This window comes from Mangrovibacillus cuniculi, assembly GCF_015482585.1.
GTDB lineage: Bacteria > Bacillota > Bacilli > Bacillales > R1DC41 > Mangrovibacillus > Mangrovibacillus cuniculi.
In genome coordinates, this window is record NZ_CP049742.1 from 1920946 (window position 1) to 1935930 (window position 14985).

Annotated in this window: 12 protein-coding genes; 3 read left to right on the forward strand and 9 right to left on the reverse strand. The window is 38.3% G+C overall.

Annotation, left to right across the window (positions count from 1 at the left end; translation table 11 throughout):
* Positions 1-7 precede the first annotated feature (7 nt).
* Positions 8-1171, forward strand: a complete 1164-nt coding sequence (locus tag G8O30_RS09865; protein ID WP_239671919.1) for an acetoin utilization protein AcuC — start codon at positions 8-10, stop codon at positions 1169-1171.
* A 54-nt stretch (positions 1172-1225) separates the two neighbouring features.
* On the opposite strand, the gene motS is transcribed toward G8O30_RS09865, so the two are convergent.
* From motS to G8O30_RS09885, 4 genes are all read right to left on the reverse strand, one after another.
* The gene (gene motS / locus G8O30_RS09870) at positions 1226-1969 is read right to left on the reverse strand and encodes a flagellar motor protein MotS (RefSeq protein ID WP_239671920.1); all 744 of its coding nucleotides are present in this window, start codon (positions 1967-1969) and stop codon (positions 1226-1228) included.
* The gene (gene motP / locus G8O30_RS09875) at positions 1959-2771 is read right to left on the reverse strand and encodes a flagellar motor protein MotP (RefSeq protein ID WP_239671921.1); all 813 of its coding nucleotides are present in this window, start codon (positions 2769-2771) and stop codon (positions 1959-1961) included. The genes motS and motP overlap by 11 nt, the downstream gene beginning before the upstream one ends.
* 50 nt (positions 2772-2821) lie before the next feature.
* On the reverse strand, positions 2822-3820 hold the full coding sequence (ccpA, locus tag G8O30_RS09880) for a catabolite control protein A (protein ID WP_239671922.1): 999 nt from the start codon (positions 3818-3820) through the stop codon (positions 2822-2824).
* A gap of 528 nt (positions 3821-4348) precedes the next feature.
* Positions 4349-5428 carry a bifunctional 3-deoxy-7-phosphoheptulonate synthase/chorismate mutase gene (locus tag G8O30_RS09885; protein WP_239671923.1) on the reverse strand — a complete coding sequence of 360 codons (1080 nt, stop codon included), beginning with the start codon at positions 5426-5428 and terminating at the stop codon, positions 4349-4351.
* A gap of 227 nt (positions 5429-5655) precedes the next feature.
* On the opposite strand from G8O30_RS09885, the gene pilM reads away from it, so the two are divergent.
* Positions 5656-7818: a pilus assembly protein PilM gene (pilM, locus tag G8O30_RS09890; RefSeq protein WP_239671924.1), complete on the forward strand. Its 2163-nt coding sequence runs from the start codon at positions 5656-5658 to the stop codon at positions 7816-7818.
* A gap of 272 nt (positions 7819-8090) precedes the next feature.
* Here pilM and ytxJ read toward each other — a convergent pair whose 3' ends face one another.
* The 3 genes from ytxJ to G8O30_RS09905 are packed head-to-tail and all read right to left on the reverse strand — an operon-like array spanning position 8091 to position 9351.
* Entirely contained in the window at positions 8091-8408 is a 318-nt protein-coding gene (gene ytxJ / locus G8O30_RS09895; RefSeq protein WP_239671925.1) for a bacillithiol system redox-active protein YtxJ, read from the reverse strand.
* Between the two features lie 11 nt (positions 8409-8419).
* Positions 8420-8860: a YtxH domain-containing protein gene (locus tag G8O30_RS09900; protein WP_239671926.1), complete on the reverse strand. Its 441-nt coding sequence runs from the start codon at positions 8858-8860 to the stop codon at positions 8420-8422.
* Between the two features lie 29 nt (positions 8861-8889).
* Entirely contained in the window at positions 8890-9351 is a 462-nt protein-coding gene (locus tag G8O30_RS09905; RefSeq protein WP_239671927.1) for a DUF948 domain-containing protein, read from the reverse strand.
* A 204-nt stretch (positions 9352-9555) separates the two neighbouring features.
* Between G8O30_RS09905 and G8O30_RS09910 the strand changes: the two genes are divergently transcribed.
* Positions 9556-10671 carry an aminopeptidase gene (locus tag G8O30_RS09910; RefSeq protein ID WP_239671928.1) on the forward strand — a complete coding sequence of 372 codons (1116 nt, stop codon included), beginning with the start codon at positions 9556-9558 and terminating at the stop codon, positions 10669-10671.
* 387 nt (positions 10672-11058) lie between these two features.
* Here G8O30_RS09910 and murC read toward each other — a convergent pair whose 3' ends face one another.
* Both murC and G8O30_RS09920 read right to left on the reverse strand, forming a co-directional pair.
* Positions 11059-12357: a UDP-N-acetylmuramate--L-alanine ligase gene (gene murC / locus G8O30_RS09915; RefSeq protein WP_239671929.1), complete on the reverse strand. Its 1299-nt coding sequence runs from the start codon at positions 12355-12357 to the stop codon at positions 11059-11061.
* A 180-nt stretch (positions 12358-12537) separates the two neighbouring features.
* Complete coding sequence (locus tag G8O30_RS09920; protein WP_239671930.1) at positions 12538-14877, reverse strand: DNA translocase FtsK; 2340 nt, start codon at positions 14875-14877, stop codon at positions 12538-12540.
* Between the last annotated feature and the right edge of the window lie 108 nt (positions 14878-14985).

Below are 14985 nucleotides of genomic sequence, written 5' to 3' on the forward strand. Positions count from 1 at the left end.
AGAACTAATGGATAAGACTGCTCTTGTATATTCTGAAGATGCTCTAGGCTATCGATTTTCCCCCACTCATCCTTTTAATCAACTTAGATTAAAAGTTACATATGATCTGCTAGAAAAAATGAAAGCTTTTTCACCTGATCAAATTCATTTACCAAGACATGCTACGGAAGAAGAGTTAGAACTTGTACACCATCATTCTTTTATAGAAGCAGTGAAGAAAGCGGGAAAAAATGAGCTATCGCAAGAGAAAGCAGAGTCATTTGGATTAGGTACAGAAGATACACCAATTTTTCCTCACATGCATGAAGCATCTTCTTTACTAGTTGGGGGCACTTTGACAGCAACGGAACTAGTAATGAGTGGAAAAGTGAAGCATGCGTTCCACTTAGGTGGTGGACTGCATCATGGCTTTAAGGGTAGAGCTTCTGGTTTCTGTGTATATAATGATAGTTCTGTGGCCATTCGTTATATTCAGCAGAAGTATCAAGCGAAAGTCTTATATATTGATACAGATGCTCACCACGGGGATGGCGTTCAATTTACTTTTTATGACGACCCTTCTGTTTGCACATTTTCTATTCATGAAACAGGTCGCTATCTGTTTCCTGGTACAGGTAATGTGAATGAATGGGGTGTTGGAAAAGGGTACGGAACTTCTTTTAATATCCCATTAGATGCTTTTACAGAGGATGATTCGTGGCTAGAATGCTTTGAACAGAGTGTGAGAGATGTAGCTGAATTTTTTAAGCCTGACGTTATTCTGACACAAAACGGTGCTGATTCTCACTTTTGGGATCCATTGACTCATTTATGTGCTTCCATGAACATCTATCATCGTATTCCAGCTATAGCGCATGAACTTGCTCACAAATACTGTGATGGAAAATGGATTGCCACTGGTGGAGGCGGATACGATATTTGGCGAGTTGTTCCTAGAGCTTGGGCTTTAATTTGGATGGAGATGAATGCTATATCTCCTGAAGAAAACCCAATTCCAAGTAGTTGGATCGATTCCTGGACTGAGGAAGCAAATGTAAAACTACCGACTTCTTGGTGGGATGATCCCGCTATTATGAAGCCTGTACCCAGGAAGCTAGATATTGAACAAAAGAATCGAGAAATGACCAAAAGAGCATTGCAGCCAATTAAACCTAGATCTGAGGCTAGATAACCTGAAACGCTAAAAGCCATTTATGAAGTAACATCATTTCATAAATGGCTTTATTTATTGCCCTGGTTCCGTTATGCTTTCATAACTTGGATCCGAAATAATTAATTCGACTCGGCGATTCTTTAACCAGTTTTCCTCTGTCGTATTCGGGACAATAGGACGGGTATCACCATATCCTACTGCAATAAATCGTTCAGGCTCCAGACCATGTTGTTCTAGCAAGAAGCGAATTACACTACTCGAACGGGCACTTGATAACTCCCAGTTAGACGGATAACGCGAAGTAGATATTGGTCGATTATCGGTATGACCTTCCACTTTCACCATATTAGGAATAGATGTAAGCAACTCTCCAACCTTATCCATAAAGGCATAAGCTTGTGGCAAAATCGTAGCTTCTCCACTAGCAAACAAGACCTGTTCTTGTAAAACAAGAACTACCCCACGCTCTGTTCTTGTGGCTACAGCAACATCGGACAACTCATTTACCTCTAGATAATTTTGAACTTCTTCCACAAGATTATCTAAGTCATCTTTTCCGTCTTGATTTTGGTCTGTATTGGACTGGATATCCGGCTGGGTAGGAGGATTTTCTGTTTTTATGATAGATGGATAAAATTCTAAGATTTGGCGTTCGCGAAAGGAATCTGCCAATGCCTTAAACTTTACCATATCGATTTGGGACATCGAAAATAACAGGATAAAGAAAACAAGAATTAATGTAACAAGGTCAGAAAAAGTAACCATCCATAAAGGAGCACTCTTTTTATTATCAGGTCTCGGCTTTCTATGCTTCATTCGTCATCGACTCCGAATCCATCGCATCTACTCGCAATCTATCATTCTCTGACAAAAAGGCACTTAATTTTTCTTCCAAGATCTTAGGGTTCTGACCTGATTGAACGCCAATTACTCCCTCAATGACAATTTGCTTATAAAAGACTTCTTCTTCCGTCTTTTGCGATAATTTAGCTGCCATCGGAATAAACACTAAATTTGCTAAAAGAGAACCATAAAAAGTAGTCAAAAGCGCAATGGCCATATTTGGTCCTAGAGTAGTAGGATCATCTAAGCTTTTTAACATGAGGATTAAACCGATTAATGTACCGATCATCCCCCATGCGGGTGCATACTCACCTGCTTTTTCAAGTAGGCTTCGCTTCTTTCTATGTCTCTCTTCTAAAGCAATAATCTCTGCATTTAAAATATCAACTATCATATCTGGTTCTATACCATCTACTGCCAGTAAGACTCCTTTTCTCATAAAAGGATCCTCTACTTGCTCTATATCTGCTTCTAATGCTAATAAACCTTCTCTTCTAGCTCGATCAGATAATTGAACAAATGTCTTAATGAGAGAAGCAATGTCTAGGTCCTTTGAGTGGAAAGCTTGTCTCATAGTTAATACCAATGACTTCAATTCTTTCAGAGGAAAACTTACTAACATTGCAGCAAACAAACCACCGATTACAATGAGAATAGACGGAATATCCACAAAGGAGGCGAATCCTTCTGTTCCTCCTGAAGTGAATATTGCTAAAAATACTAAGCAAATTCCGACCAACATACCAAAGGGGGTGAATCCATCAAACTTTTTCATTTACTTTCTCCCTGCACGAATCCGTCTTTCTCCTAATATCGACAGGTTTTTTATTTTGTTGAGTCACGTTCCTCAATTCGGTGTGGCAATATAACCGTTTGTTCTTCTACCGATTCTTTACTCATATACTTTGTTAACAAGCGCATTGCCACAGCTCCGATGTCATATAAAGGTTGGACAACAGATGTAAGCTGAGGACGAACCATCATCGCAAGTTTTGTATTATCAGACGTAATTACTTCTAAATCAGTTGGAAGAACTTTACCTGCGTCTTGTGCACCATGAACTACACCTAATGACATTTCATCATTTGATGAATAAACCGCTGTCACGTTAGTAGGAAGTTCACTTAAACGTTGCCATGCTTCTAACCCAGAGTCATACGTATAATCACCTTCAATGATATACTGATCATTCACTGTAATGCCCGCATTTTCTAACGCATCTTTATATCCGGCTAACTTCAACTCACGATTAATTACATCATGGAAAGGTCCAGAAATGAATGCAATTTCTTTATGTCCTTTTTCAATAAACATAGTTACTGCGTCATAGGTAGCTTGACGATAGTCAATATTTACAGAAGGGATTTGTTGTTGTTCATCAACAGAACCTGCTAGAACGATTGGCACACTACTACGTTTGAATTCTTCTACATGCTCCTCTGTAATATTTCCACCCATGAACACAATTCCGTCTACTTGCTTTCCAAGCATTGTATTTAATAAATGCAACTCTTTTTCTTTATTTTGATCAGAGTTACTAAGAATAATGTTGTATTTATACATTGTCGCAATATCTTCAATACCACGTGCTAGTTCTGCGAAGAAAATGTTAGAAATGTCAGGGATAATTACACCAACTGTAGTTGTCTTTTTAGAAGCTAGTCCACGAGCTACAGCATTGGGACGGTACCCTAGTCTTTCAATCACTTCTAATACTTTCTTTCTAGTAGCTGGCTTAACGTTAGGGTTGCCATTTACTACTCTTGAAACAGTTGCCATAGAGACGTTTGCCTCTCTTGCTACGTCATAAATCGTAATATTCATGTATGTATGCACTCCTTTGTCTTTTCAATCTTCTATATTTATCTAATTTTAGATGAATGTAATTATGAATACTGCCTTTTATCATACGATACGAGCGTTGATACTGCAATGAATTACATAAGAAATTACGGGGATTTTACAATTGTTTTTTATTATTATTCACAATGCTGTGTACTTTACTCTTTTTAGGTAAAAATACATTCAAATATCCAAGTGACTGCACAGGGATTTCCGCTGCAGGGGGACGCTTTCCACGGGGCGGGTTGCTGAGCCTCCTCGTCGCGATAGTACGCGCTCCTGTGGGGTCTCAGTAACCCACCTTTCCCGTAGGAGTCGCCCCCTTCCGCTACAATCCCAAATTTTAATTATGTAAAATCACTTTCTGCACTATGATGAATTCAAATATAACGTAAAAAAGTACCCTACAGAGAGCACTATTTAAGTGTCTACTCTATAGGGTACATCTTACTTTTGAATGAACTTTTTTAGTTTTGTTCCAAACCAACTTTTATTAGCTTAAAAACCGTATTAAAGTTGGTAAGCCTTAACCGTCTTCATGATTTGCTCGTAGAAGTCATCGAATTGATTGAAGTCCATTTGTTGAGCAGAATCGGACAATGCTACTGCTGGGTCTGGATGCACTTCTGCCATCACTCCATCAGCTCCAATTGCTAAAGCTGCTTTTGCTGTTGGTAATAGTAAATCACGACGACCAGTTGAATGTGTTACGTCTACAAATACTGGTAAGTGCGTTTCTTTCTTTAAGATTGGCACCGCAGAAATGTCTAATGTGTTACGTGTTGCTTTCTCGTACGTACGAATACCACGTTCACATAGGATAATTTGTCCATTTCCACGAGACATAATGTACTCCGCAGCATTGATGAATTCTTCAATTGTTGCAGCTAAACCACGTTTTAAAAGAACCGGTTTATTTACAGAACCTGCAGCTTTCAACAATTCAAAGTTCTGCATGTTTCGTGCACCAATTTGAATAACATCTACATAATCAACTGCTGTTTCAATATCAGCAGGGTTAACAATTTCACTTACTACTCGAAGGTCGTACTCGTCCGCAACTTGCTTTAGAATCTTTAATCCATCTAATCCAAGACCTTGGAAATCGTAAGGTGATGTACGAGGTTTATATGCACCTCCTCGTAACATTGTTAATCCTTTCGCTTTAATTTCTTTTGCTACGGCAGCAACTTGATCGTAACTTTCTACTGCACAAGGACCGAAGATAAACGTTGGAGTACCGTTTCCAATTTGTTCACCATTCACATTTACAATTGTATCTGTAGGTTGTTTTTTACGTGAAACTAACAAAGCTTTCTGATGGTCATCAGATTGAAGCTCCACCCCAGCTTTAAAAATTTCTTTGAAAATATGGAGAATTGTAGAGTCCTCAAACGGACCATCATTTAATTGTTTAATTTTATCTAACATGCCTCGCTCACGAACTGGATCATATCGATTGCCACCATGTTTTTCTTTAATTTTACCTATTTCTTGAACAACCGTAGCACGCTTGTTAATTAACTCTAATAACTGTTGATTCATTTCATCTACTTGTGCACGTAATTGTTCTAATGTTTGCTGACTCATCTGTTTCTCCACCCTTCTCTGTGCTTCTATATTATCTTTCAAGAGAATCTAAATTATGGTACATTTTCTCTATAGATAAAAATGATAACGAAGCAACTTCTAACTTATTAATTTATGTCATTATAAATCACGTTGGAGCAAATGTCACGTAAAAATACTTTTTTAATTAAACGCTTTTAAGCGATAAAGTAAACTGGGTGTTTTTTCTCAAAGAAAGGGTGTTATCTATGCAAAATACAGAAACTATTTTTGCACTGGACATAGGTACGCGTTCTGTCGTTGGAGTTATTGTCAAAAAGATTGAAGGTCAATACCATGTGGAGAAAGTGATTGTAGAGGAACATAGTGAACGTTCGATGCTTGATGGACAGATTCACGATGTCATTGCTGTCTCAAATACTATTACTTCCATAAAAGAGACACTAGAAGAAACATATGGAGAGTTATCAAAAGTTTGTGTAGCTGCAGCAGGAAGGTCATTAGTGACAATGAAGAAATCTTTTTCTAAAGAGATAAAAGGTAAGCCATTGCTAACGAACGAAGACGTCTTACATATGGAATTGTCCGCTGTTCAAGAAGCACAAAGTGACGTTGCAGATACAGATAAAAAATCTAATCACGTAAATAACTATTATTGTGTTGGTTATTCTGTTTTAAAATATTATATTGATGGCCAAGAGATTGGTAATTTAGTAGACCAGCGTGGTGAATGGGCTACAGTAGAAGTCATTGCCACGTTCTTACCAAGAGTGGTTGTAGACTCTTTGTTATCCGCACTATCACGTGCCTCTTTACAACTTGATGCACTGACTCTTGAACCAATTGCAGCGATAAATGCCTTGATCCCAACTTCCATGAGAAGATTAAACATAGCATTAGTAGATATTGGAGCTGGTACTTCTGATATTGCCTTAACGAAAGAAGGCACCATTATAGCTTACGGAATGGTACCAACTGCTGGAGACGAAATTACCGAAGCTGTGAGTGATGCATTTTTATTAGATTTTACGAAAGCAGAAAGTGTAAAACGCTCATTGAGATTACATGAAGAAGTGTTAGTAGAAGACGTTTTGGGCTTTGAAAATAGGATTCCTTCTATGGAAGTAATTCGGGAAATTAAGCCAGCTGTGGAACATTTAGCAGCAGAAATAGGGAAAGAAATTAAGTTCCTGAATGGCAACGAATCTCCTAAAGCTATAATGTTAGTTGGAGGAGGCAGTTTAACTCCTTGCTTATCTGATCAATTGGCAAGTTACCTTGAACTTCCAGTTAATCGAGTAGCTGTAAGGGGATCAGATGCCATTCAACATGTAAGCTTTGCAGACGGGATTGTAAGTACTCCGGAATTAGTGACTCCTGTTGGTATTGCGCTTGCTGCGCAAACTACTCCCATTCACTATGTTACAGTAACCGTAAACAATACAACCGTTCGTTTATTTGAGTTAAATGAGTTAAAGGTTTCCGATTGTTTATTGGCTTCTGGGGAACGTGTATCCAAGTTACATGGAAAACCTGGTTTAGCAACTTTCATTACCTTTAACGGACAACCGATTCAAATACCTGGTCAACATGGAAAACCACCTATCGTGCATGTGAATGGAGAACTAGCTACTTTACAATCTATTGTCAAAGACCAAGATAAGCTAACAGTCGAAAAAGGAGTAGATGGTACATTTGCAGAGATATATGTAAAAGACTTCTTAGATGCTTCCTCTCATTTCACTGTATCTGTCAATAACGAACCAGTCGAGGTAATGCCTACTGTTTGGATTAATGAGCGTAAAGGGAGTATTCACGACCCGCTTCATGATGGAGATAACGTTCGAGTGACTTTTACGTCTACGATTGAACAATTAGTAAAAAGGTTCGCATCCACTTTTGATTTAGAACAAGGAATGAAGAAGTTTTTTGTTACAATAAACGGAAAGCAAACATCTATCCCTAAGTATGGTGTTCAAATTAAGAAAAACGGTGTCTCTGCTAATGTAAGTAGCCAATTACAAAAAGGGGATTCCATCGAAATTATTATTCCAAAGAAACCAACTGTCAGGGAAGTAATGAATTGTCTACAAACATCACTTGAACAGCGAATTACTGTTTTTATTGATAATAAAGAGATAACAATTTCTCGAAATCTTTCTGTAATAAAAAAGAATAATAAAGATGTAACGATAGAAGAAACAGTAAGTAGTGGAGATTCTATTACATTCACTTCCCAGAATCAAACCTCATTTATTTTTCAAGATGCTCTTCCTTTTCTGTCCGTTGAAAAACCAGGTGAAGGGTATACATTTACTCTAATGTACAATGGTAGTCCAGCTACATTTGATACTCCTATCTTCTCTGGCGATGAGTTGGCGATTGAATGGAAGAAAGTGATGAAAGTGTAGAGATGATTATCTCGGTTACTGAGAAAGAATTAATCCAGTCGAAATGACCTTGATCATGATACGTGTGCTCTTCATGGAGTTTTCTACTCTTAGAGCGCACGTTATTTTTTTAACGTGTACTCTTCACCGACTCTTCTACTTCTTGAGCGCACGTTAATTTGGAGACTCCTCTAAATGCAAGTCACATTACGTGACTAACGAAGAATTCTTGCTGGTCACGTAACAAAAAAAGCTTCTGAGAATTTAAGATTCTCAGAAGCTTTTTTGCTAAACTATCGTACCCAACTCACTAACAAATTTTCTTTAATGGAGGTATGGCTAGTAGATTCTACTACTTTACCATCCTTAAAGTAAAACACCTGTGGCGATTCATGACGTATTCCTGTTACTTCTTCAATATAATTACTTAAGGGTCTAGATGTTTGAACAGTAATAAAGTAAGCCGGAGCATCTAGATTATTTTTTACAAAGAAACGGAATTCTTGAAATGCTCGTGCTGAAATTGGGCATGTACTACTATGTTTAAAAAGAAATCCCGAATAAGAGTCTTTTACATTCTCCCACTCTTGGATTGTGTGTAATTCTTTCATGATGACACTCCTTATTTAGAGTACTCCATTTCTTTCGCTGGTTCCTCTTCTTGTGATTCTGCTACAACTTCTTCACTAGTAGGAAGAGGGATAGTCGTTACCTGTTCTTCTTCCAATTGTGACAGTTCTTCTTGTACGGAAGCTCTTCTAAATTCTTTTACTTTTCCCACAACGTCGTTCGTTTCTTGTTGCACCTTTTGAACAAGTGATAAAGAAGTCTGTTTGGCATTCTCAGCAAGTTCTGTACTTTTACCTTTCACTTGCTCGGTCCAAAGTTCAGAGCGCTCTTTTACATTCTTTGCTTGTTCTGTTAAGTCATTACGTAATTCTTTTCCCGGTTTTGGAGCAAGGAATAATGCAGTTACAGCACCTACAACTCCACCAATAATAGTCCCTACTAAAAATCCATTTGACGTTTGCTCTTGGTCACGTTGCTCTTGATTTGCTGTCATGTTCTCTTCTCCCTTCAGAATCTAGAATCTTATTCGTACTGTCTTACACGTTGGGGTGTTTCTTTTTCTTCTGTGTCTTTTACTTTTTTAGACTTAAAGCGATCACGTAGGTCCATAAATACATTACCCCACTGGACAACTTGTGTAACAGTTTCTGTGTTTTTCTCTAGTTGGCTAGTTACCGAACCTGTAATACGCCTTACAGAAGTGTTTAAGTCTTGAATACTTGTGCCTACACCTTGAACTGCGTGTACTACACTATTTAATTTCTCCGCCTTACCCTGAATATCCTCTGCCAAAGCGTTAGTTTTGTTTAAAAGTTCTGTCGTTTCATTTGTTACACCTTGTAATTGACCTTCTAATCCATTTAATGTCTTTGCCACACTATCCAGAGTTCCGTTTAAGGATCGAAGTGTTCTTGAAATATTCACCACCAAAATAAAGAAAGCTACAGCAATTACAGCAATACTAACGTATAAAAGCCATTCCATCTCTAGCACCTCCAATTACTTTTCTTTTCCCATACTAAAATTATGTAAAACCTATTATGTCTTATTTTAGAGTAGATTGTTGCAATTTGCCAATCTTTGCGTAAAAGTATGAAAAATAATAGTTAGACACACGAAAAAACGCTAGGCCGTTTTTTAAAGAAATAGGGTACAATAGAGTGGTAATTTATATTTGGAGGTATACATATGAGAGATTCTAGAATTGCTACTTTAGCAAAAAACTTAATTAACTATTCCGTTCAATTGCAACCTGGTGAAAAAGTGTTAATTGAGAACTTTGGTGTTCAAAAAGAATTAGTAAATGAGTTAGTAAAGGCTGCTTACGAAGCTGGAGGTCATCCTTTTGTTTCTTTAAAAGAACCTTCTTTAGACCGCACGTTATTACTTGGTGCAACAGAAGAGCATTTCTCCTTAATGGCTGAATTCGAAGCAAATGTGATGAGTAAAATGGACGCTTATATCGGTCTTCGCTCTGGTGACAATATCAATGAGCAAGCAGATGTACCTGCTGACAAGTTAAAAATCCACGGTTCTACAATAGGAAAGAAAGTTCATCGTGAAATTCGTGTACCTAAAACAAAATGGGTTGTACTTCGCTATCCAAATCCATCCATGGCTCAACTTGCTAAAATGAGTACAGAAGGTTTCGAAGACTTCTACTTTGACGTTTGTAATTTGGACTACGGTAAGATGGATAAAGCGATGGATAACTTAGTGGAACTAATGAATAAGACGGATAAAGTTCGTATCGTTGGCGAAGGTACGGATCTATCTTTCTCCATTAAAGATATTCCAGCAATCAAATGTGCTGGTCGCATGAACATTCCTGATGGAGAAGTGTACACAGCTCCTGTTAAAACTTCTGTAAACGGAACAATTACTTACAATACTCCATCTCCATACCAAGGGTTTACATTTGAAAATATTAAACTTACTTTTGAAGATGGTAAAATTGTAGAAGCAACGGCGAATGACAGTGAGCGTATTAACGATATCTTTGATACAGATGAAGGCGCTCGTTATATTGGAGAGTTTGCTATTGGGGTAAATCCTTATATCTTACACCCGATGCAAGATATTCTATTCGATGAGAAAATCGCAGGAAGCTTCCATTTCACTCCTGGACAATGTTATGAGGAAGCAAGCAATGGAAATGACTCCAACATCCACTGGGATATCGTAAACATTCAACGCCCAGAATACGGTGGAGGAGAAATCTACTTTGATGATGTACTAATCAGAAAAGACGGTTTATTCGTGATCGATGAATTACAAGCATTAAATCCAGATCAGTTGAAATAAATCAAAAGAGGCTGGGACAAAACCCGAAAGTGACTGCACTGGGATTTCCGCTGCAGGGGGACGCTTTCCACTACGAAAAGCGAAAGGCGCGCGTTCAGCCGCGGCAGAAAAGTTTGGAAGACCGAGGAGGCAGCTCTTCAGCCACCGGAGGGCTTTTGGACTTTTCCGAGCGGTTGCGCACCTGCAGCTGGACACGGCATCACTTTGCGTACGCTCCTGTGGGGTCTCAGCTACCCACCTTTCCCGTAGGAGTCGCCCCCTTCCGCTCCATTCCCAAACAAGTTTGGATTGTAGAAACCATTCTTCTAAAAGTTTTTGTCAAGTTACTTTAGTTTAGCTATATAAACAAAAAGATGCATCTAAGTTAGATGCATCTTTTTGTTTAATTTATTTACACAATCCCTCATAAGCACTTTGGAACTTTTGGATGTCTCCCGCTCCCATGAAAATTAGTACGCCTGTTTCATGCTTTTGCAATACAGCAGTCTCTTCTTCTTCTAACAACTCCGCACCTGGAATTTTCTCCTGTAGGTCTTTAATAGAAAGTTTTCCATGGTTTTCACGAGCTGAACCAAAAATATCACATAAATATACCTGATCTGCTCCATTTAAGCTGTCAGCAAACTCCTGTAAGAAGGTTTGCGTACGAGTAAATGTATGTGGTTGAAACACCGCTACTATTTCTCTATCTGGATATTTCTGTTGTGCTGCTTGAATCGTTGCCTTAATTTCTGTTGGATGATGAGCATAATCATCAATGACCACTTGATCTCCAACTTGTTTTTCCGTAAATCGACGTTTCACACCAACGAAAGATAACAATTGTTCTTGAATGATATCTGCTTCAATATCCTCATAATGACAGATAGCAATAACTGCTAGTGCATTTTGAACATTGTGATCACCGTAAGTTGGAATTTTAAACGTCGCATAATATGTGTTTCGGACAAAGACATCAAACGTTGTTCCCGTAGTTTCTTTCACAACATTTCTTGCTTGGAAATCATTCTCCTCATTGAAACCATAGAAAAGAACAGGAACGTTCGCTTGAATTTTCTGTAACTGTTCGTCGTCGCCACAAGCTATGATACCTTTTTTTACTTGCATAGCCATCTCTTGGAAAGCAGAGAATACATCATCTATGCTAGCAAAATAATCTGGATGATCGAAATCGATGTTTGTCATAATCGCATAGTCTGGTTCGTACGACAAGAAATGTCTTCTATACTCACATGCTTCAAAAACGAAGTAATTCGCATTTGGTGCACCTTGACCTGTACCATCGCCAATTAAATAAGAGGTAGGTTTAGCACCTTTCATCACATGAGCAAGTAGTCCAGTAGTGGACGTTTTACCGTGTGCACCGGTAACAGCAATGCTTGTGAACTGATTCATAAATTCACCTAGGAATTTATGATAACGAATAATCGGTAAGTTTAATTCTTTTGCTGCTTCAATTTCCTCATGTGTGTCAGGGAAAGCATTACCAGCAATTATTGTCATACCTTCTTTAATGTTGTCCTTACTAAACGGCATAAAAGGAATGCCATTCTCTTCAAGTGCTGTTTGAGTAAAGAAAAATTTATCTACATCTGAACCTTGAACGTTATACCCAATTTGGTGAAGGATTTGAGCTAATGAACTCATTCCTGATCCTTTAATGCCTACAAAATGGTATATTGTCATAAATGAACCTCCAACCATTGTCGATCTGTAAGCAGTATATGACACAAACCTATATTTTGCTAAAATCTAAGGTTTTGTTTGTGTATACATACTTCACATGTCGTATCTCTCAAATTTGTGCGGTCTAATTATATCACTTTTTCACAGTAACTCCTATACCCTACCACGCTTCAACAAATCCTACAAGTTTTCTAAGTCCATGTCGTTAATTAACACATCTCTTGGCTTACTTCCACGGGCCTCGGAAATCACTCCTTGTGACTCCATCATCTCCATCAATCTAGCTGCACGATTGTATCCAATGCGGAATCTACGTTGAAGGGATGACGTAGAAGCAGAACCTTGTTCTACCACAAATTCACAAGCATCAGAATATAAATCGTCATCGTCTTCCACTAGTTGAATCTTTTTTAATAGTTCGTCCTGATGGAACAGGAACTCTGGATCTTGTTGATTTCTTACATGATGGACAATTTTTTCAATTTCATCATCCGTCACAAAAGTCCCTTGAAGACGAACAGGCTTTGAAGCTCCATTGTCTAGGAACAACATATCTCCCCTACCTAATAATCGTTCTGCACCAGCCGAGTCAATGATGGTTCTGGAGTCTACTTGTGAAGACACAGAAAATGCAATTCGAGTTGGTACGTTAGCTTTAATTAATCCTGTAATAACATCTACAGAAGGACGTTGTGTGGCAATAATTAAATGGATACCACAAGCTCTTGCTTTTTGAGCAATTCGACAGATCGCATCTTCTACATCATTCGGTGCCATCATCATTAGATCTGCCAACTCATCAATTACTACTACGATAAACGGAAGTTTTTGAGAGTACTGTCCTGCTTCCATAGCTTTATCGTTAAAGCGTTTAATGTCTCTTACTCCAGTATGTGCAAATAGCTCGTAACGTCGCTCCATTTCTTCTACTGTCCACTTTAAAGCAGCTGTAGCAGTTTTGACATCTGTGATCACTGGTGTCACGAGATGAGGAATACGATTATAAGGTGCAAGCTCTACCATCTTTGGATCAATTAACAGAAGACGAACGTCTTCTGGCGTAGCTTTATATAACAAGCTCACGAGAATACTATTAATACAAACACTTTTTCCAGAACCTGTTGCTCCAGCGATTAATCCATGCGGCATTTTGTTTAAATCTGTTACAACTGGTTTACCTGAAATATCTAAACCTAGTACGGTAGTTAAAGGTGACTCTGAATGACGAAAAGCCGGGTCTTCTAAAATCTCACTTATAAAAACAGGACGGCTAACTGGGTTTGGTATTTCAATCCCTATCGCCTGTTTTCCTGGAATAGGTGCTTCCATACGAATATCTCTTGCTGCCAAACTTAATTTCAAGTCATCTGATAAGTTAGTTATTTTATTTACTTTAACGCCTGGCTCTGGTTGTACTTCAAACCTAGTTACAGAAGGTCCTTGGCTAACGTGAACTACTTTAGCTCTTACATTGAAATGTTCAAGTGTCTGATCTAAGAGTGCGGACTGTTCTTCTAACCACTCTTGGTCTCCTTCTCGAATGATAGGAGGAGTTAGAAGTTCGGTACTTGGGAAGTAGTAATTTTCCGCTGTTTCTTCTCTTTTAGTATCTTGTGATAGTATCTTCTCTTTATTCTCTTTTGTTGGTACAACCTTTTCCACTTGTTCTGATGGTGTACTCTCTTGTGTTGGTAAAACTTTTTCTGGTTGTTTACGTTTATCAGAGTTCAACATTAGGACATTAAAAGGAACTTTGCTTCTTTTTCTCTCTGGTTGTTTTTCTTTCTCTACAGTCCCTTCGCTTTCTTCAGGTGTTTCCATTACTACAGTTTTTTTGATTGGAGCTTCTACGACTTTTTCTTCTTCTAGAGTATCTTCTCGGGATAGCGCATGGAACTCTATGTCTTCCTCTTGAAGCACGTGTAACTCTTCTTCAAGGAATTCTTCATGACTATCATGAGGTTCTTCTATTTTCACATTCACTGCCGTTTCTTCATTTACTTCGGACTCAACTACTATTTCTTCTTCACTATGTATAGATAAATTATCCGAAACAGCTTGTACAGCTTCTTTCTCTACCTCTTCTTTCTGTTCCCACTCTTGTCTCATCGTTTGTAACAACTCTTCAGAATCGACAGCGGGGCGAGATCGAAACCCATAAATAGGAGACGGGATCTGAGAGGGCTTAAATGGTTTCCTATGTTCTATCGTGTCTATCTTAACTGTACTTTGGTTAGTAGTTGGATTATATGTACTCTCTCTCTCTGGCTGTTTATCAATCTTTGTATCTTCATAAGCTTTGGGCTTTTCATCCACATGTCCAAGCTGACCAGTCCTTGCTTCCTTTTCCTCATCTGGAATCAATGGAAACTTAAATTCATTCTTAGGATAATGATAAGCGACATGTGATTTAGGCGGTGTTAGCTCCTCTTCTGCAACCTCTTGCGTCACAGCAACCTCTTCCTCCGCCACACGATCATCATAATCAACTTTCGCAATCAACTTCTTTAACCATTTCATCTATGTCAACATCCTTCATTTGTGAATATTCGTCACATCAAATTGTAGCACAATAAACAGAAATTACGAGTGGCTTTTGTTATGGTAGAAATGTGATGGCCAAAACAA